The sequence below is a fragment of the Streptomyces sp. NBC_00557 genome, assembly GCF_036345995.1.
Classification (GTDB): domain Bacteria; phylum Actinomycetota; class Actinomycetes; order Streptomycetales; family Streptomycetaceae; genus Streptomyces.
The window spans coordinates 3,077,553-3,096,423 of the sequence record NZ_CP107796.1 but is presented as its reverse complement, the minus strand read 5'-3'; the positions used below and the strand labels follow the sequence as shown (position 1 = coordinate 3,096,423).

Annotated in this window: 18 protein-coding genes; 11 read left to right on the top strand and 7 right to left on the bottom strand. The window is 71.8% G+C overall.

Annotated features, from left to right (window positions below; translation table 11 throughout):
* Positions 1-28: 28 nt before the first annotated feature.
* Entirely contained in the window at positions 29-535 is a 507-nt protein-coding gene (locus OG956_RS12955; protein WP_330342824.1) for a MarR family winged helix-turn-helix transcriptional regulator, read from the bottom strand.
* A 162-nt stretch (positions 536-697) separates the two neighbouring features.
* Here OG956_RS12955 and ilvA point away from each other — a divergent pair, with 162 nt between their 5' ends.
* On the top strand, positions 698-1,927 hold the full coding sequence (gene ilvA / locus OG956_RS12950; protein WP_330338124.1) for a threonine ammonia-lyase: 1,230 nt from the start codon (positions 698-700) through the stop codon (positions 1,925-1,927).
* Between the two features lie 112 nt (positions 1,928-2,039).
* Here ilvA and greA read toward each other — a convergent pair whose 3' ends face one another.
* Positions 2,040-2,537 (bottom strand): transcription elongation factor GreA, encoded by a 498-nt coding sequence (greA, locus tag OG956_RS12945; protein ID WP_330338123.1) that lies wholly within the window; start codon positions 2,535-2,537, stop codon positions 2,040-2,042.
* A gap of 190 nt (positions 2,538-2,727) precedes the next feature.
* Positions 2,728-3,126, bottom strand: coding sequence for a DUF4307 domain-containing protein (locus OG956_RS12940; protein WP_330338122.1), 399 nt, complete (start codon positions 3,124-3,126; stop codon positions 2,728-2,730).
* A gap of 115 nt (positions 3,127-3,241) precedes the next feature.
* Between OG956_RS12940 and mca the strand changes: the two genes are divergently transcribed.
* On the top strand, positions 3,242-4,123 hold the full coding sequence (gene mca, locus OG956_RS12935; RefSeq protein ID WP_330338121.1) for a mycothiol conjugate amidase Mca: 882 nt from the start codon (positions 3,242-3,244) through the stop codon (positions 4,121-4,123).
* Positions 4,116-4,367: a hypothetical protein gene (locus OG956_RS12930; RefSeq protein ID WP_330338120.1), complete on the top strand. Its 252-nt coding sequence runs from the start codon at positions 4,116-4,118 to the stop codon at positions 4,365-4,367. The genes mca and OG956_RS12930 overlap by 8 nt, the downstream gene beginning before the upstream one ends.
* Positions 4,368-4,695: 328 nt before the next feature.
* Here OG956_RS12930 and OG956_RS12925 read toward each other — a convergent pair whose 3' ends face one another.
* Positions 4,696-5,103 carry a hypothetical protein gene (locus OG956_RS12925; protein ID WP_330338119.1) on the bottom strand — a complete coding sequence of 136 codons (408 nt, stop codon included), beginning with the start codon at positions 5,101-5,103 and terminating at the stop codon, positions 4,696-4,698.
* A gap of 116 nt (positions 5,104-5,219) precedes the next feature.
* Here OG956_RS12925 and OG956_RS12920 point away from each other — a divergent pair, with 116 nt between their 5' ends.
* The 8 genes from OG956_RS12920 to OG956_RS12885 all read left to right on the top strand — a co-directional run bounded on the left by OG956_RS12920 (position 5,220) and on the right by OG956_RS12885 (position 16,164).
* Positions 5,220-5,882, top strand: coding sequence for an ArsR/SmtB family transcription factor (locus tag OG956_RS12920; protein ID WP_330338118.1), 663 nt, complete (start codon positions 5,220-5,222; stop codon positions 5,880-5,882).
* Positions 5,883-6,344: 462 nt separating this feature from the next.
* The gene (locus OG956_RS12915) at positions 6,345-6,506 is read left to right on the top strand and encodes a molybdopterin cofactor-binding domain-containing protein (RefSeq protein ID WP_330338117.1); all 162 of its coding nucleotides are present in this window, start codon (positions 6,345-6,347) and stop codon (positions 6,504-6,506) included.
* 263 nt (positions 6,507-6,769) lie between these two features.
* A complete protein-coding gene (locus OG956_RS12910) occupies positions 6,770-7,222 on the top strand; it encodes a nucleoside deaminase (protein ID WP_330342823.1) in 453 nt (150 codons plus the stop codon).
* Between the two features lie 214 nt (positions 7,223-7,436).
* Positions 7,437-9,473 carry a thioredoxin domain-containing protein gene (locus OG956_RS12905; protein WP_330338116.1) on the top strand — a complete coding sequence of 679 codons (2,037 nt, stop codon included), beginning with the start codon at positions 7,437-7,439 and terminating at the stop codon, positions 9,471-9,473.
* A gap of 217 nt (positions 9,474-9,690) precedes the next feature.
* Complete coding sequence (locus OG956_RS12900; protein WP_330338115.1) at positions 9,691-10,959, top strand: glycosyltransferase; 1,269 nt, start codon at positions 9,691-9,693, stop codon at positions 10,957-10,959.
* Positions 10,956-12,602, top strand: a complete 1,647-nt coding sequence (locus OG956_RS12895; protein WP_330338114.1) for an ArnT family glycosyltransferase — start codon at positions 10,956-10,958, stop codon at positions 12,600-12,602. The genes OG956_RS12900 and OG956_RS12895 overlap by 4 nt, the downstream gene beginning before the upstream one ends.
* Positions 12,599-13,768, top strand: a complete 1,170-nt coding sequence (locus OG956_RS12890) for a glycosyltransferase family 2 protein (RefSeq protein WP_330338113.1) — start codon at positions 12,599-12,601, stop codon at positions 13,766-13,768. The genes OG956_RS12895 and OG956_RS12890 overlap by 4 nt, the downstream gene beginning before the upstream one ends.
* The gene (locus OG956_RS12885) at positions 13,765-16,164 is read left to right on the top strand and encodes a galactose oxidase early set domain-containing protein (RefSeq protein ID WP_330338112.1); all 2,400 of its coding nucleotides are present in this window, start codon (positions 13,765-13,767) and stop codon (positions 16,162-16,164) included. The genes OG956_RS12890 and OG956_RS12885 overlap by 4 nt, the downstream gene beginning before the upstream one ends.
* Before the next feature lie 45 nt (positions 16,165-16,209).
* Here OG956_RS12885 and OG956_RS12880 read toward each other — a convergent pair whose 3' ends face one another.
* From OG956_RS12880 to trhA, 3 genes are all read right to left on the bottom strand, one after another.
* Positions 16,210-16,941: a Mut7-C RNAse domain-containing protein gene (locus OG956_RS12880; RefSeq protein ID WP_330338111.1), complete on the bottom strand. Its 732-nt coding sequence runs from the start codon at positions 16,939-16,941 to the stop codon at positions 16,210-16,212.
* Positions 16,942-16,974: 33 nt separating this feature from the next.
* Positions 16,975-17,619 (bottom strand): TetR/AcrR family transcriptional regulator, encoded by a 645-nt coding sequence (locus OG956_RS12875; protein ID WP_443065555.1) that lies wholly within the window; start codon positions 17,617-17,619, stop codon positions 16,975-16,977.
* Between the two features lie 286 nt (positions 17,620-17,905).
* Entirely contained in the window at positions 17,906-18,619 is a 714-nt protein-coding gene (gene trhA / locus OG956_RS12870; RefSeq protein WP_330338109.1) for a PAQR family membrane homeostasis protein TrhA, read from the bottom strand.
* Positions 18,620-18,871: the final 252 nt, after the last annotated feature.

Here is an 18,871-nt window from a genome sequence, read left to right as displayed (position 1 = left end):
CCGCGGCGCCCGAGGCGGCCGCCGTAGCTCAGGACGCCGGGGGCTGTTCCGCCGACGGGGTGCCCTGCACCGACATCCGCGCGGACAGCGCGCGGTTGAAGCGGGTCAGGAGCGTGCAGAAGTGCTCGCGTTCCTCCGGCGCCCAGTCCTGCGTCAGTTCGGCCATCAGCTGGCGCCGCGAGGAGCGCACCTCCTCCAGGCGGGCCGCCCCGCGCGGGGAGAGCTGAAGGACCACCGCGCGCCCGTCCTCGGGGTGCGAGGTCCGCTTGACGAGCCCGGTGTCGACCAGCGGAGCCACCTGCCGGGTGACCGTGGAGGAGTCGATGCCCATGCTCGCCGCGAGCGCCTTGACGCCCATCGGGCCTTCCCGGTCGAGGCGGTTGAGCAGCAGATACGCCGCGCGGTCCATGGAGTTCCGCACCTGCCCGACCCCGCCGAGCCGCGTCTGTTCGGCACGGCGGGCGAACACCGCCACCTCGTGCTGGAGGGTGTCGAGAAGACCGGTGTCACCGACGGTCGTCATGTCCATCGACATTTCAGGTGTTGTGGGCATGGCCGGAGGCTCGCTTCATGAAGGGCTGCTGGTTGGGGGACAGGGTACGCGGCTCGGCGGCGGGCCGTACCGGCGCTGCACAAAGCCGGTCTCGGAGCTTGGTCACACCAGCCGTCCGCGAGCGCGGACTGCGATGCTGGAGTCATGAGCTACCGCACGGCTGACTCCTTGCGTTCCGTCACCCTCGACGACGTGCGAGGGGCGCAGAAGATGCTCTCGGGCGTGGCCCGCACCACCGCCATGGAGGGCAGCCGGCACCTGTCCCAGCTGGTCGGCGCGCCGGTGCAGCTGAAGTGCGAGAACCTTCAGCGGACCGGCTCGTTCAAGCTGCGCGGCGCCTATGTGCGCATCGCCGGGCTGCTGCCGGAGCAGCGGGCGGCCGGGGTGGTGGCGGCGAGCGCCGGGAACCACGCGCAGGGCGTGGCGCTGGCCTCCTCGCTGCTCGGCGTGCACTCCACCGTGTTCATGCCGAAGGGCGCCCCACTGCCCAAGATCAGCGCCACGCGCGACTACGGCGCCGAGGTGCGCCTGCACGGCCAGGTGGTCGACGAGACGCTGGCGGCCGCCGAGGAGTACGCGGCCGAGACCGGCGCGGTGTTCATCCACCCCTTCGACCACCCGGACATCATCGCCGGTCAGGGCACGGTCGGCCTGGAGATCCTGGAGCAGTGCCCGGAGGTGCGCACGATCGTCGTCGGGATCGGCGGCGGCGGGCTCGCGGCCGGGATCGCGGTGGCGGTGAAGGCGATCCGGCCGGACGTCACCGTCGTGGGCGTCCAGGCGGAGGGCGCGGCGGCCTACCCGCCCTCGCTGGCCGCCGGGCACCCGGTGTCGGTGCGGAACCCGGCGACGATGGCCGACGGCATCAAGGTGGGGCGGCCCGGCGTGGTGCCGTTCGGGCTCGTCCGGGACCTGGTCGACGAGGTGCGCACGGTCAGCGAGGACCAGCTGTCGGCGGCGCTGCTGCTGTGCCTGGAGCGGGCCAAGCTGGTCGTGGAGCCCGCCGGGGCGAGCCCGGTCGCGGCGCTGCTGGCCGCGCCGGGCGCCTTCGAGGGCCCGGTCGTCGCCGTGCTCTCCGGCGGGAACGTCGACCCGGTGCTGATGCAGCGGGTGCTGCGGCACGGCATGGCCGCGCAGGGCCGCTACCTGGCGGTCCGGCTGCGGCTGACGGACCGACCGGGCGCGCTCGCCACGCTCCTCGGGGTGCTGTCGGCGGTGGACGCCAACGTCCTCGACGTGAGCCACGTACGAACCGATCCGCGGCTCGGGCTCACGGAGGCGGAGGTGGAGCTGCACCTGGAGACCAAGGGCCCGGTGCACTGCGCCGAGGTCGGCCAGGCCCTGCGGGACGCCGGTTACACGGTCATGGAGTAAAGGCCCCGGCCCGGGCGGGGGCGCCTCGCCGACGGCCCCGGACACGGCGAAGCCCCCGGTGTCCGGCACAGGCCGGCGGACACCGGGGGCCCGAGGTCACAACGGGTGGGGGTCAGCCCGAGTACGGCTCGGCCTTCAGGATCCTCACCGAGGCCTTCTTGCCGTTCGGCAGTTCGTACTCCGCGTCCTCGCCGACCTTGTGGCCGATGACGCCGGCGCCCAGCGGGGACTGCGGCGAGTACGTCTCGATGTCGGCGCTCGCGTACTCACGGGAGGCGAGCAGGAACGTCAGCGTGTCGTCCTCGTCACCGTCGAAGGCGATCGTGACGACCATGCCCGGCGCGACGGCACCGTCCGCGGCTGGCGGCTCGCCCACCTTGGCGTTCTCGAGAAGCTGGGTCAGCTGGCGCACGCGCAGCTCCTGCTTGCCCTGCTCCTCCTTGGCCGCGTGGTACCCGCCGTTCTCGCGCAGGTCGCCCTCCTCGCGCGCGGCCGCGATCTTGGCGGCGATCTCCGTGCGCGCAGGACCAGTAAGGTACTCAAGCTCGTCCTTGAGCTTGTTGTACGCCTCCTGGGTCAGCCAGGTGACGTTCTCGCTGGTCTGGGTCACAGGGTGCTCCTCGTCGGTACTGGGAATACAAAGCATCGCCCTACCCAGAAGAATGTTCCCTCTCGGGTGGGCGAAACCACGAGCCTAACAATTCAAGGCCGGAAGGGGGAGGACATAAGCCATCACACTCGCATCAACGCAGGTCAGCGTCTACGTATTCCGGGTGAAGCGGGGAGTGTCCGGTCCCGGGTCAGCCGGTATGGCAGCCGAGCAGCTCGGCCGTGGTGCCCTTCGCCGTCGTACGCAGCGTGACGACCTTGTCGATGCGGGTGGCGGGCCCGGTGAAGCGGAAGTCGGCCCGGCCCACCTCGGAACCGTCCGCCGCCTGGGAGCGCAGGGTGCAGTAGCCCGCGGCGCCGGAGTCCTTGTGGACCTCCAGATGCACCTTCACCGCGTCGTCCGTGGCGTCGAAGGCGATCACCTGGGCGCTGATCCTGCTCTCCACGACGTAGTGGTAGGCGAAGTAGGCGACCAGTGCGAGCAGGGCGGCGGCGAACACCGCGCCGGCGATCCTGAGCTTGTGGTCGGCACGCTCGTCCGAGGAACGGCCGTAGCGGCCCTCGGGCAGTCGCGTGCTCGCCGTACTCATGATCGTCCTCTCCGCAGGGACCGGTCCCGGAATTATTCGCCCCCCGATTCCGTCACTATAGAAGCCGCCGATCGCGCCGGGACCACGGGGCGCCGACATGACCGAGGATTGAGTCTTGACTGACCAGCTGCGACTGATGGCCGTTCACGCGCACCCCGACGACGAGTCGAGCAAGGGCGCGGCCACCATGGCGAAGTACGTGTCCGAGGGGGTGGACGTGCTGGTGGTGACGTGCACCGGCGGAGAGCGCGGATCCATCCTCAACCCCAAGCTGCAGGGCGACGCGTACATCGAGGAGCACATCCACGAGGTGCGCAAGAAGGAGATGGACGAGGCCCGGGAGATCCTCGGGGTCAAGCAGGAGTGGCTGGGCTTCGTCGACTCCGGCCTGCCGGAGGGCGACCCGCTGCCGCCGCTGCCCGAGGGCTGCTTCGCCCTGGAGGACGTCGACAAGGCGGCCGGCGAGCTGGTGCGCAAGATCCGCGCCTTCCGCCCGCAGGTGATCACCACCTATGACGAGAACGGCGGCTACCCGCACCCCGACCACATCATGACCCACAAGATCTCCATGGTGGCGTTCGAGGGCGCGGCGGACACCGAGAAGTACCCGGAGGCCGAGTACGGACCCGCCTACCAGCCGCTGAAGCTGTACTACAACCAGGGCTTCAACCGCCCCCGCACCGAGGCCCTGCACAACGCGATGCTGGAGCGCGGCCTGGAGTCGCCGTACGGGGAGTGGCTCAAGCGCTGGAGCGAGATGGAGCGCACCGAGCGCACGCTGACCACGCACATCCCCTGCGCGGACTTCTTCGAGATCCGCGACAAGGCGCTGATCGCGCACGCCACGCAGATCGACCCCGACGGCGGCTGGTTCCGCGTCCCGATGGAGCTGCAGAAGGAGGTCTGGCCGACGGAGGAGTACGAGCTGGCGAAGTCGCTCGTCGACACTTCCCTCCCCGAGGACGACCTCTTCGCGGGCATCCGGGACAATGCCTGACATGAGCGCAAGCGTGAGCCTGGCAGTGACGCACCTCGTCCCCCTCGCCGACCTCGACCAGAACAAGGTCACCCCCGGTGTCCTCGGCTTCATCGTCTTCGCGGTGATGGCCCTGGCCGTGTGGGGCCTGATGAAGTCGATGAGCAAGCACATGAACAGGGTCGACTTCAAGGAGCCCCCGGAGCCCGGGGCCGAGCAGGACGAGAAGTCCGGCACGGCCGACTCCGCGGCCCGGCGGGGCTGACCAGAACCCGGCGCGCCGCCGGTACCGCCACCCCCGTGACCTCCCGGCGTGGCGGTCCGGCGTCATGCGCGGGCGCCACGCCTGCCGGCCGTCCTCCGGGCTGACCCGCGCTCCGGCAGCGGGCGTGCGCCGGGACGTACTCGGCCGGCTTCTCGTCCCGCAGGGAGTGGCAGGCGAACAGCTCCAGTGCCTCGTCCCCCCGTTCCCCCCGTTCCCCCCTTCCCCCCTTCCCCCCCCTTCCCCCCCCGTCCCCCCCGTCGCCTCGTCGGCGCGGGCCGGCGCCGACTGCGCTCTCTGCCGGGGGGCCTGGGCCGGCGGTCGTCCCAGGTCAGCCGTTGTCCGGGCCCCCGCCTCTGTCGCTCAGCGCCGGTCGCCCCGCCCACCGGCCCATCGCCAGCCACACGCACGCCCCCGCCAGCGCGCCCTCCGCCGGCGCGCACAGCAGCGCCTCGGCCAATGGGGCGCCCGTGCCCGCCGTCGTTATGTCGAACCAGGCGTCCAGCACCGCCACCGACGCCGTCGCCGAGGCCGTCAGGCGGGCTCTCGCGTCGCCGCGCAGGCCGAGCAGGGCCGTGGCCGCGCACCCCGCCGTCATGAGGACGTCGAGGCCGACCCAGGCGACCTGCCAGTGGTCCACCTCGGTGCTGCCCGGCAGGGTCACGGCCAGGACCACCGTCCACGGCACCAGCAGAACCGCCGCCGCGCCCAGCAGGACCAAGGGCCACCTCTTCCGCATGGCTCCCCCCTCACGTCTCTCCGACTGCCTCCACCATAGACTGCAGAGAAATCTCTGCAAAGAAAATTCGGCAGATCTCGGGGGCTTCTCGGGGTTCTCAGGGTTACCGTGGCGGCATGACCGACGGCCTGCCCGAGATGACCAGCCTGGAGCGCACCGCCCTCTACAAATCCCTCGGCAACCCCCTGCGCCGCCGGATCCTCGACTACCTCGGCCGGCACGGCCAGGCGAACTCCACCGTCCTCGCCCGCGAACTCGGCGAGAGTTCGGGCACCACCAGCTACCACCTGCGCAAGCTCGCCGAGCAGCGGCTCATCGAGGAGATCCCGGAGAAGTCCGGCGGGCGCGAGCGCTGGTGGCGGGCGCTGCCCTTCCGGCACACGACGCCCGACCCGGCCACGATGGCCCCCGAGGAGTACCAGGCGGCCGCCCGACTCGCCCGGCTGAAGATCGATTTCGACACCGCTCTGTACCGCCGCGCCCATGAGGAGTACCGCGGCCCCGAGGGCTGGGCCCAGGTCCAGCGCCACGGCACCTGGCTGACCAAGGCAGAACTCCTCGAGTTCATGCGCGAGTACCAGGCACTGCTGGAGCGCTACGGCCACCCGCGCGAGGAGGCCCCCGAAGGCGCACGCCCCGTCCTCATGCGCTTCTACGCCGTCCCGGAGCCGGGCGGCACCGACGGCTCCGAGCCGGGCGGCACCGACGGCTCCGGGCCGGAGAGCGGCGTCGCCCCCGAGCCGCTGGACGAGCGGAAGGGTGCACCCGCGGGAGCCTGAGGCGTCCGTGAGCCGTCCCCCGAACGATCCTGCGCCGTCCGGCGAACCGGGGCCCGGCGCCCGCCCCCGGACCCGGCGCCGCCACCCCGTTGGCCTCGCCTCTGCCGCCTCGCGCCGTCACCCCGCCCCTCGCGCCCTCGGGCCCGCTCCCTCGCGCCGTCACACCCCCGGCCCTCACACCCCGGCTCACCCAGCGGTCACATCCCCCAACAACCCCCTCTTGTAGGTGTCTACAAAGACCCGGTCCCGGCCCAGCCGATGTCTCATGGCTTCCACCCCTGGCTGACTCCGCTCCGGTGGCGGTGTACTCCTCACACGGGCTGAACGAAGCAAGGGATGGTGCCGTGGACTTCCTCCGACCCGCCACCTGGGCGGACGCGCTGGACGCTGAGGCTCGGCGTCCGGGCGCGACGCCGGTCGCGGGCGGAACCGGCGTGACGACCGGCATCAGCAGCACGGGACGTGCGCAGGGCGATCACCTCGGACGCCGTCGCCGGGCGGATCCACGGCGGTTCCGCACAGGGGATCGGCCTCGCCCTCATGGAGGAGACCGAGGCAGAGGACGGCCGCATCCGCGCCCCGTCGTCCAGCCGCCCACCGTCTCCGTCGCTCCGGCGATCGTGAACGCCGTCCGCGACGCGACGGGGCTGCAGCCGGCCCGCGTTCCGGCCGCACCGGAGCGCACATCTGCGGCCTCGGACCGTGAACACCCCCGCGGACGCGCCGGCCGAGCCGGTCTCGAAGCGGCAGCCGCGGGGTAAGCCAGTCACCCCGGGCGTGAGGCCCCGCACGGGAAGAGCCCTCGGGACATCCCACCCTCTCCGAAAGAAGTGATCGTGACAGCGCAGACCCAAGAAGAGAGCATCCAGGACCTCGAGCGTGTCTGGATGGACGAGGCGATCCGGCTGGCCACCACCAGCGTGGCGAACGGCGGCGGTCCGTTCGGCGCCCTGGTCGTCAAGGACGGCGAGATCGTCGCCCTCGGGAACAACCAGGTCACCGCGACCCTGGACCCGACGGCGCACGCCGAGGTGAGCGCGATGCGCGCCGCCTGCAGAAAGCTGGACGCCTTCTCGCTGGAGGGCTGCACTCTGATCACCTCGTGCGAGCCGTGTCCGATGTGTCTCTCCTCCGCGCTGTGGGCGCGGGTCGACCGGATCGTCTACTGCGCCGACCGGCACGACGCCGCGGCCGCCGGTTTCGACGACCGCAAGTTCTACGACCTGTTCGAGAAGAAGCCCCAGTCGATGTGGCCGACCCGGGTCGAGCAGCTGGACCTGCCGCACCGGACGGCCCCGTTCGACGCGTGGCTGGCCAAGGCCGACCGCATCGACTACTGACTCCGGGTCACCAGCGTGCCGCCATCCGGCCCGGGTACGGCCGGCCACCCGCCCGGGGGACGCCCAGTCGTACCCGGGCCGGATGCGCGCCGGGCGCCGGCCCACCGCAGGTGCGCGGTGCCGTTCAGCGAGCGCACGGGCCCGCCCCCGCACCCTTTCCGGCGCCCCGGTGACCGAGGCACGCGGCGGGGCCGGCATGCGGGAGGATGGAGGCATGCCGAATCGACTGGCCCGTGAGACGTCCCCCTATCTCCTCCAGCACGCGGACAACCCGGTGGACTGGTGGCCCTGGTCGGCCGAGGCCTTCGAGGAGGCGCGCAGGACGGACCGGCCCGTCCTGCTGAGCGTCGGCTACTCGAGCTGTCACTGGTGCCACGTCATGGCCCACGAGTCCTTCGAGGACCGGGCCACCGCCGACTACCTCAACGAGCACTTCGTCAGCGTCAAGGTCGACCGCGAGGAACGCCCCGATGTCGACGCCGTCTACATGGAGGCCGTACAGGCCGCCACCGGGCACGGCGGCTGGCCCATGACCGTCTTCCTCACCCCGGACGCCGAGCCGTTCTACTTCGGCACCTACTTCCCGCCCGCGCCCCGCCACGGCATGCCCTCGTTCCGGCAGGTCCTGGAGGGCGTCCGGCAGGCCTGGAGCACCCGCCGCGACGAGGTCGCCGAGGTCGCCGGGAAGATCGTGCGCGACCTCGCCCAGCGGGAGATCGTCCGGCACGGCGACCGCGCGCCCGGCGAGCCGGACCTCGCCCAGGCGCTGCTCGGCCTGACCCGCGAGTACGACCCGCAGCGCGGCGGCTTCGGCGGGGCGCCCAAGTTCCCGCCCTCCATGGTGCTGGAGTTCCTGCTGCGGCACCACGCCCGCACCGGATCCGAGGGCGCGCTGCAGATGGCCCAGGACACCTGCGAGCGCATGGCCCGCGGCGGCATCTACGACCAGCTCGGCGGCGGCTTCTCCCGCTACTCCGTGGACCGGGACTGGGTCGTGCCGCACTTCGAGAAGATGCTGTACGACAACGCCCTGCTCTGCCGCGTGTACGCCCACCTGTGGCGGGCCACCGGCTCCGGCCTCGCCCGGCGCGTCGCCCTGGAGACCGCCGACTTCCTCGTGCGCGAACTGCGCACCCCCGAGGGCGGGTTCGCCTCCGCGCTCGACGCCGACAGCGACGACGGCACGGGCCGGCACGTCGAGGGCGCCTACTACGTGTGGACGCCCGAGCGGCTGCGCGCCGTCCTCGGCGAGGCCGACGGCGACCTCGCCGCCCAGTACTTCGGCGTGACCGACGAGGGCACCTTCGAGCACGGCCAGTCCGTCCTCCAGCTCCCGCAGAGCGAGGGCGTGTTCGACGCCGGGCGGATCGACTCCATCCGCGACCGGCTGCTCGCCGAGCGCGCCCGCCGCCCCGCGCCCGGCCGGGACGACAAGGTCGTCGCCGCCTGGAACGGCCTCGCGGTCGCCGCGCTCGCCGAGACCGGCGCCTACTTCGACCGGCCCGACCTGATCGAGGCCGCCGTCGCCGCCGCCGACCTGCTCGTGCGCGTGCACCTGGACGAGCACGGCCGGCTCGCCCGCACCAGCAAGGACGGCCGGGTCGGCCCCAACGCCGGGGTGCTGGAGGACTACGCGGACGTCGCGGAGGGCTTCCTCGCCCTCGCCTCCGTGACCGGGGAGGGCGTCTGGCTGGACTTCGCCGGGCTGCTCCTCGACCACGTCCTCACCCGATTCGCCGACCCGGACACCGGCGCCCTCTACGACACGGCCGCCGACGCCGAGCGGCTCATCCGCCGCCCGCAGGACCCCACCGACAACGCCACCCCGTCCGGCTGGACGGCGGCGGCAGGCGCCCTGCTGGGCTATGCCGCGCACACCGGTTCCGAGGCGCACCGGACCGCCGCCGAACGGGCGCTCGGCGTGGTGCGGACGCTCGGACCGCGCGTGCCCCGGTTCATCGGCTGGGGCCTCGCCGTCGCCGAAGCCCTCCTGGACGGCCCCAGGGAGATCGCCGTCGTCGGACCCGGCCTCGCCGACGAGCGGACGGCGGCCCTGCACCGTACGGCACTGCTCGGTACCGCCCCCGGCGCCGTCGTCGCCGCCGGCGCCGCGGAGAGTGACGAGTTCCCGCTGCTCGCCGACCGGCCGCTCGTGTCCGGTGAACCGGCGGCGTACGTCTGCCGTAACTTCACCTGTGACGCGCCGACCACCGACCCGGAACGGCTGCGCGCGGCGCTGAACGCGCACTGAGCAGCGCGGACAGCCGGCCGGCGGGACGTCCGAACTGTTCGGAACTGGGCCGGTGTTCGGATACGTCCCGCTACCGGCGGCACCGTTCCGAAACACGCTATTTATCGGAGCAGCTCCCGCGCTTCACAGATCCCCCCTAGTGTCTCCACAACGAGTCGACGGGTGATCACTCACCGTCGCCCGCACAGGGGGAAATCGGGGATCTGGGGGGATCTTTTTGCTCACGTCTGTCTTCATCGCGGCCGTCTCACTGGCCCTGTTCTGGATGGCGGCGTTCACTCTGTGGTGGCAGATGCACGCCTGGCGCACGCCCGAGGTGCTGGCCTCCACCAGGTTCGGCAGGCCGGACGGCGGGGAACACCTGTCGTTCTCCCTGCTGCTGCCGGCCCGGCACGAGCAGGCGGTGCTGGACCACACCATCCAGCGGCTGCTGGAATCCACGCACGCCGACTTCGAGATCGTCGTGATCGTCGGGCACGACGACCCCGAGACCACGCAGGTGGCCGAGCGGGCCGCCGCACGGGACGCGCGCGTGCGCGTCGTCGTCGACACCCACGAGAAGAAGAACAAGCCCAAGGCCATGAACACGGCGCTGCCGCACTGCCGCGGCGACGTCGTCGGGGTCTTCGACGCCGAGGACCAGGTCCACCCCGAGCTGCTCGCCCACGTCGACCACGCCTTCCGCACGACCGGCGCGGACGTGGTCCAGGGCGGCGTGCAGCTCATCAACTTCCACTCCAGCTGGTACAGCCTGCGCAACTGCCTGGAGTACTTCTTCTGGTTCCGCTCCCGGCTGCACCTGCACGCGCAGAAAGGGTTCATCCCGCTCGGCGGCAACACCGTCTTCGTGCGGACCGGCGTCCTCAGGGAAGCGGGCGGCTGGGACCCGGACTGCCTCGCCGAGGACTGCGACCTGGGCGTCCGGCTCTCCAGCGCCGGCAAGAAGGTCGTCGTCGCCTACGACTCCGACATGGTCACCCGCGAGGAGACCCCCGGCACCCTGATGTCGCTGCTCAAGCAGCGCACCCGCTGGAACCAGGGCTTCCTGCAGGTGTACCGGAAGAAGGACTGGCGGCAACTGCCGGGATTAGGGCAGCGGCTGCTCGCCCGGTACACCTTGATGACCCCGTTCATGCAGGCCTTCTCCGGTGTGATCATCCCGCTCAACGCGGCCGTCGCGCTCTTCCTCGACGTGCCGGTCGGGGTTGCCTTCCTCACCTTCCTGCCGCTGGTCACCGCCGCCGTCACCTTCGTCTTCGAGGTGGTCGGACTGCACGACTTCGGCAAGCAGTACGGCCTGAAGGTCCGCCTCGTCCACTACGTGAAGCTCATCGTGGGCGGCCCCTTCTACCAGGTCCTCCTGGCCGGCGCCGCGATCCGCGCCGTATGGCGCGAGCAACGCGGCCGCAACGACTGGGAGTTGACCACGCATGTCGGCGCGCATCTCACCGCGGCCGAGCCCATCCGAGAGGACGTTCCCGCGTGACCTCCACACTTCCCGCGGTGACCGGAGCGAAGGTCCCCGCGCAGCGCCGGCCTGCGCCCGAAACGCCCACGGCCGGCCGCACACAGCCGCCGATGCGACTGCGCTCCTCCCGCGCCGACCTGCTGCTCTGCGGCGCCCTGCTCACGGTGATCCTGGTCGTCCAGGGCTGGAACATCGCCGCCTACCCGACCCTCAGCGACGACGAGGGCACCTACCTCGCCCAGGCCTGGGCCGTCCAGCAGGGCCGGGGCCTCGCCCACTACACCTACTGGTACGACCACCCGCCGCTCGGCTGGATCCAGATAGCCCTGCTCGGCCGGCTGCCCGCGGCGGTCAGCCCCGGGTTCATGACCGTCGGCACCATGCGGATCACGATGCTCCTGATCAGCGGAGTCAGCGCGGTCCTCGTCTACGTCCTCGGCCGCCGCCTCGCGCTGCCCCGCTGGGCCGCCGGACTCGGCATGACCCTCTTCGGGCTGTCCCCGCTCGCGGTCGTGCTCAGCCGGGAGATCTTCCTCGACAACATCGCCGTGATGTGGCTGCTGCTGGCGTTCTGCCTCGCCGCCTCGCCCAGCCGCCACCTCTGGCACCACTTCGGCGCCGGTGTCGCCGCCGCGACGGGCGTGCTCACCAAGGAGACGATGCTCGTCGCCCTGCCCGCCCTGTTCGTCACCATGTGGCGGCACAGCCACCGCGACACCCGCAAGTTCGCGCTCACCGGAGCCGTCACCGCGTGCGCCCTGATCGGCCTCGCCTACCCGCTGTTCGCCCTGCTCAAGGGCGAGTTGCTGCCCGGCCCCGGACACGTCTCCCTGTGGGACGGCATCACCTACCAGATGTCCCGGCCCGGCTCCGGGTTCATCCTGCACCCGGGCTCCGGCTCCTACGGCGTCCTGCACGCGTGGCTGTACTACGACCGCGTCCTGCCCCTCGGCGGCCTCGCCGCGGCCCTGCTCCTGCTGCTCGCCCGGCGCTGGTCGGTCACCGCCCGCGCCCTCGCCGGACCCGCGCTGACCGTCGCGCTCCTCACCGCGGTCGCCCTGCGCCCGAACGGCTACCTGCCCGCCATGTACGTCATCGGCGCCCTGCCCTTCCTCGCCCTGGTCCTGGCCGCCGCTGCCGCCTCCGTCGCGCACGCGGTCATGACCAGGCGGCGCACGGAGACCGAGAAGCGGTACCTCACCGGCGGCCGGTACGCGCTCGCCGCCGTGCTCGTCCTCGCCGCCGGCGCCTACGTCGTACCGCACTGGTACGACGGCGACCGCACCGCCGTCACCGCCGACGCCAACAAGCCCTACCGGCAGGCCGCCCACTGGCTCGGCACGAAGGTGGCCGACCCCGAGGACACCCGTGTCCTCGTCGACGACGCCCTCTGGCTGGACCTGGTGCACGCCGGGTACCGGCCCGGACCCGGCGCCATCTGGTTCTACAAGGCCGACCTCGACCCGGCCGTCACCAAGACCCTGCCGCACGGCTGGAAGGACGTCGACTACGTCGTCGCCTCACCGACCGTCCGCCGCGACGCCAAGGACCTGCCCACCGTCCGGGCGGCCATCCGGCACTCCGCGCCGGTCGCCACCTTCGGCGCCGGACCCGACCGCATCGAGATCCGGCGCATCCAGGCCGCGGGAGGCGCGCGATGAGCGAGCACACCGTCCCGGCACAGGGCCTCGACGCCGTGGAGGTCCCCGAACCCGGCGCCGTCACCATCGTCGTACCGACCTTCAACGAGTCCGCGAACATCCGGCAGCTGCTGCACCGGATCACCGAGTCGGTGCCCGCGCGGCTGCCCTGCGAGGTCCTGTTCGTGGACGACTCCACCGACGACACCCCCGAGGTGATCCGCGCCGCCGCCCGGGACTGCCCGTTCCCGGTGGCCGTGCTGCACCGCGAGGAGCCCGTCGGCGGGCTCGGCGGGGCGGTCGTCGAGGGGCTGAGGGCGGCGACCGCGGAGTGGATCGTCGTCATGGACGGCGACTGCCAGCATCCGCCGTCCCTCGTACCGGAGTTGGTGGCCACCGGCGAGCGGACGAACGCCGGACTCGTCGTCGCCTCCCGGTACATCGAGGGCGGCAGCCGGGCCGGGCTCGCCGGCGGCTACCGGGTGGCCGTCTCCCGCGGCGCGACCTGGCTCGCCAAGGCCCTCTTCCCGCGCACGCTGCGCGGCATCAGCGACCCGATGAGCGGCTTCTTCGCGATCCGGCGCAGGGCCGTCACCGCGGAGGTCCTCAAGCCCCTCGGCTACAAGATCCTGCTGGAGCTGGCCGTCCGCGGCCGCCCGCGCCGGGTCGCCGAGGTGCCGTTCGTCTTCGAGGAGCGGTTCGCGGGCGAGTCCAAGTCCACCGCGCGGGAGGGCCTGCGCTTCCTGCGCCACCTGACGGGCCTGCGGACCGCGTCCCCGGCCGCCCGCATGGTCGGCTTCGGGCTGATCGGCGCCAGCGGATTCGTGCCGAACCTCCTCGGACTGCGGGCGCTCACCGCCGCCGGCCTCCACTACCTGCCCGCCGAGATCCTCGCCAACCAGCTCGGGGTCGCCTGGAACTTCCTGCTCATCGAGCAGTTGCTGTTCCGCGACCGGCGCGCGCACCGCCGCTGGTGGGACCGGCTCGGCCGGTTCGCGCTGCTCGCCAACGCCGACCTGGTGCTGCGCATCCCGCTGATCGCCCTCCTCGTCGGCCGGTTCGGCATGGGCGCCCTCCCCGCCACCGCGCTCGCCCTGGTCCTGACGTTCGTCCTGCGCTTCGCGGGCACCGAGGCGCTGGTCTACCTCCCCCGCCGCCGGGGGAGCCGAGCAAGGAGAGCCGTGTGAGAGACAAGCACCGCAGACGGACCGCGCTGGCCGGGGTGGGCGCCCTGACCGCCGGGCTGCTGCTGACCGCGCCCCAGCCCGCCGAGGCGGCCAACCTGATCAAGAACCCCGGCTTCGAGACCGCCGGCAGCGACGGCATGCCGTACTGCTGGGAGAAGTCGGGCTGGGGTGACAACGACTTCACCTTCCAGAGCACCTCGGACGCGCACTCCGGGGCCGCGGCCATGAAGGTCACGCTGACCCGCCGCGTCGACGGCGACCGCAAGGCGATGATCACGGAGTCGGCGGACTGCGCGCCGGGAGTGAGCGCCGGCAAGCAGTACGACCTGGGGCTCTGGTACAAGACCACCACCCCCGACGCCAACATCACCCTGTTCCGGCACGACACCACCGCCGGCTGGCAGTACTGGACCGACCTGAAGACCCTGGACATGGCGTCGGCCTGGACGCGGGCCACCGTCCGCACGCCCGAGGTCCCCGCCGGCACCGACCGCATCACCTGGGGCGTCTCCGTCTACGGCACCGGATCGGCGACCACCGACGACTACACCATGGACCAGGTCCCCGACCCGCTCCCGCCGGCCCGGTGCACCGGTACCGCCGACCAGTGCGCCAACGGCAGCTGGTCGGTCCTGCCCACCCGGAACCCGGTCCGCTCCATGCACTCCGTCGTCCTGAACAACGGCAAGGTGCTGCTGATCGCCGGCTCCGGCAACAGCGAGGAGAACTTCGGCGCGGGCACCTTCACGAGCGCCGTGTACGACCCGGCGAACGGCACCTACAAGGTCATCCCGACGCCGAAGGACATGTTCTGCGCCGGCCACGTCCAGCTCCAGGACGGCCGGGTGCTGGTCCTGAGCGGCAACAAGGCGTACCCGGTCGTCGGCGGGCACGGCTACGAGGGGTTCAAGGACTCGTACATTTTCGACCCGAAGACCGAGACGTACACCAAGACCAACGACCTGAACGACGGCCACTGGTACCCGTCGGCGACCGAGCTGGGCAACGGTGACGTCATCACCTTCGGCGGGCTCCGGGAGGACTCCACCGGCTCGGTGACGGCCGAGCGGTTCAGCGACGCGCAGCAGCAGTGGCTGCCGCTGTGGCAGGTCAACCAGACCTGGTCGTACTGGGGCCTGTACCCGGCGATGATCCTCATGCAGGACGGCCGCCTCTTCTACACGGGCAGCCACGTCTTCGGCAACAACATCCCCGGCACCGGCTCGGCGGTCTACGACTACGGCGCCAACACGATCACCCAGATCCCCGGACTGCAGCACAAGGACGAGCGCGACCAGTCGGCGAGCGTGCTGCTGCCTCCCGCGCAGGACCAGCGGGTCCTCACCATCGGCGGCGGCAACATCGACTCCAACCCGGACGCGAACCGCCTGACCGACCTGATCGACCTCAAGCAGCCCAACCCGTCGTACGCCGCCGGGCCGCCGCTCCCGCAGGGCACGGTCGACCTCGGCAACGGGCCCCAGCCGGAGACCGGCAACCAGGGCAAGATGTACGTCTCCGCGGTCCTGCTGCCCGACGGCAAGGTGCTGGAGACCGGCGGCGCCCTGCACAACCGGGCCAACCCCGTGTACGAGTCCTCGCTGTACGACCCGGGCGCCGACACCTTCGACCCGGTGGCCGCCGACCCCGAGTCCCGCGGCTACCACTCCTCGGCGTTCCTGCTGCCCGACGGCCGCGTGATGGCGACGGGCGACAACCCCGGCAACGGCAGCTGGAACCACAACGTGTCGATCTACACCCCGCCGTACCTCTACAAGGGCACCCGCCCGACGATCACCTCCGTGATCGACCAGGAGTGGAAGTACGGCGACACCCAGCGGATCACCGTCGACCGCCCCATCGCCAAGGCGGAGCTGATCCGTCCGGCGGCGGTCACCCACTCCTCCGACCCGAACCAGCGGTTCGTGGACCTGCCGCTCAGCGTGGACGGCAGCAACGTGGACCTGAACGTCACCAACAACCCGAACATCGCCCCGCCCGGCTGGTACATGCTCTTCGCGGTCGATGCCAACGGGGTGCCCTCGGTCGCCCGGTGGGTCCACCTCACCGGCCCGTCGGCCCTGACCGCCGCCTCCCCGCACGTCCACGCCTTCGCCGACGCGCTGTCCGGCAAGGTCTCCGGGCCGGGCAGGAAGCGCACCGCACAGCAGGTCAGCCCGGCCCTCTCCGGCTGCGACCGGCACTACGGCTCGGCCAACGTGTGCGTCCCGACGGTGTTCCCGCCGGAGGTGAGGAAGACGACGGCGGCCCGCTGCGCCTGGCTCCGGAAGAACGACTACGGCCGCCTGAAGGTGAACGGCTCCGGCGACCCGCGGGGCCTGGACCGCGACCGGGACGGGGTGGCCTGCGGGAAGGGAGACGCCGGGCGCCGCTGAGGAGCAGCGCGCCGAGGGCGGGCCGAGCGGCCCGGTGCACCGTGCTCAGTCGCCCTCGGCGCGCATGCTCAACGCCCGCTCCACGACCGCCTCCAGCTGTTCGTGATGCGCGCCCTTCCAATAGGCGCGGCCGCACTCGGTGCACTGGGCGAAGACGTCGTAGGTGCGCTGGGTGCCGTGCTCGAGCTGGTCGGCGACCTCGTCCTTCGTGGCCTCCCTCAGCAGGCCGTTGCAGGCGGTGCAGCGGGTCCACGGGTGCAGGTCGGGGGCGAAGCGGTCGAGGACGTCGTGCAGTTGGTCGTCGGGCCGGGTGCTGTAGACGAAGGCGCCGGCGAAGAGCTCGCGGCGGCGCAGCAGGCCCCGGTCGCGGCTGAGCATCACCCGCTGCTCCGCCGCCGAGCGGGCGGCCAGCGCCGCGTCGCCGATGTCGGTCGATTCGTACGCCGTGTCCACGCCGAGCAGGCGCAGCCGGCGGGCGAGCGTGCCGAGGTGGACGTCGAGGAGGAAGCGCAGCGGGGCGCCGGGGACCCGCTGCGGGCGCCGGACGGGCCGTACGCTCACCGTCTCGCCGGCCCGCGGGAGGTGGGACACCGGCACCTCGCGGCCGTCCACCACCAGCGCGCCGACCTCGGTCAGCGGGACGCCGAGGGACTCGACGACATGGCCGAGGGTCGAGACGCCGTCCGTGGCCAGGGGTGTGGCGCCGGCACGGCGGGCGGCCGGCACGAACAGGTGCAGCGCGGGCGCGACTTCGACGCGGATCTCGGGGCCGTTCATCCCGTCAGCATCGCACGCCGGACCGGCCCGGCCTCAGCGGTTTTCCCCCGCGGTCTTCCCCGGCAGGCCGTGCTCCAGGACGTCCAGGGCCCGGTTCACATGGTCGCGGAGGTCGCCCTGGAAGTCGTTCTCCGCCCAGTACATGGAGGCCTCCATCAGGCCGCCGATGAGGGACATGGCGTAGACGCGCACCTCGAGGCTCTGCGGGTCCAGGCCGGTGCGCTCGCCGAGGACCTCGCGCAGCAGGGTCCCGGTCCGCGACATGCTCTCGAACATCCGGGAGCGGACGGCGGGGACCTGGGCGCCGAGGTGCGTCCGCAGCCGGACCACCTCGGGCTCCTCCGCGAGGCTCGCGTCGAGGGCGAGGTGCATGACGTGCCGCAGCGAGTCGATCAGCGGCTCGTCGGCGGGGCGGGCGCGCAGTTCCTCGCCCATCAGCGGGTCGTACTCGTCCGAGAGGACGATGTCCTCCTTGGTCGGGAAGTAGCGGAAGACGGTCGACGGCGACACCTCGGCCCGCTCGGCGATCTGCTCGATGGTCGTGGCGTCGTAGCCCTGCTCCCGGATCAGGCCGTACGTCGCGGCGCGGATCGCCTCCCGTGTCTTGATCTTCTTGCGTTCCCGCAGGCCGAGCTGGGGCCGGCCGGCGGGGGAGAGGGGGGAGCGTGCTGCCGTCATGGTGGTCATTGTCGGGCATCCTCCGGCACCGCGACCACGCCGGGCCCGCCGGCCCGCGAGCAGGGCGGCGACGCCGCAGACGAGCAGCACGACGCCCATGCCGTGGCGCGCGGCAGCATCCCTGCGGGTGAGTGACAGTTGCCGTGAAATGCTAGTGACTCTGAAAAACTGGCTACTGTCAATGCCGGTGTCGGGGGCTCGCCGTCGTAGCGGAACCCTCTTCGGCCGCATGTGAAAGGCCGCGGCGTCGACGCCGCGGCCCGAGGAGAAAAGTGCAGGTAACTGTCTATGTGTGCTGGTACGCCACCAGCGAGATCCCCACGTAGTGCACCACGAACGCGGCCAGGGTGAAGGAGTGGAAGACCTCGTGGAAGCCGAACCAGCGCGGTGACGGGTTCGGGCGCTTGATGCCGTAGACGACGCCGCCCGCGCTGTAGAGCAGGCCGCCGGTGACCACCAGGACCAGGACGGCGATGCCGCCGGTGCGCAGGAAGTCGGGCAGGAAGAAGACGGCCGCCCAGCCCATCGCGATGTAGCAGGGCGTGTACAGCCAGCGAGGGGCGCCGACCCAGAAGACGCGGAAGACGATGCCGGCGGCCGCCGCGGCCCAGATGCCCCACAGCAGCCACTGGCCCTTGGCGCCCGGCAGGAGCAGCAGGGTCAGCGGGGTGTAGGTGCCGGCGATGATCAGGAAGATGTTGGCGTGATCGAGGCGGCGCAGGACGCCGTCCATCCGGGGGCTCCAGTTGCCCCGGTGGTACAGCGCGCTGACGCCGAACAGCAGGCAGGCTGTGAGGACGTAGATCCCGCAGGCTATGCGGCCTCTGGGGGAGTCGGCGAGCGCGGTGAGCACGAGGCCCGCGATGAGCACGGCCGGGAACATGGCGAGATGCAGCCAGCCGCGCAGCCTGGGCTTGACCGGGTGCGGCAGAGAGAGCGCCGTGGGGCCGCGGCCGTCGGCCGGCGTCTCCGTGGGCGCGTCGGGGGCGGACGCAGTCATGCGGGGCATGGTACCTACGCCACCGTAAGTCGGGTGTGAGAGCGGGACTTGGCCGATCGAAGGTCGATCGAACGCAAAAAGACCTTCAGGTGACACAAACCTGGACGTAAAGGGAACGCAAACAGCCCTGGAAACCGTGGTCTTCCTCACTTCGCTCACCTGTGACCTCCCCTGGACATATGGGCACTGTGGGCGGATGATCAAATGAGTGCGGTCGGCACCGGATGAGCACCCCCGTGAAGCGTCCGGGTC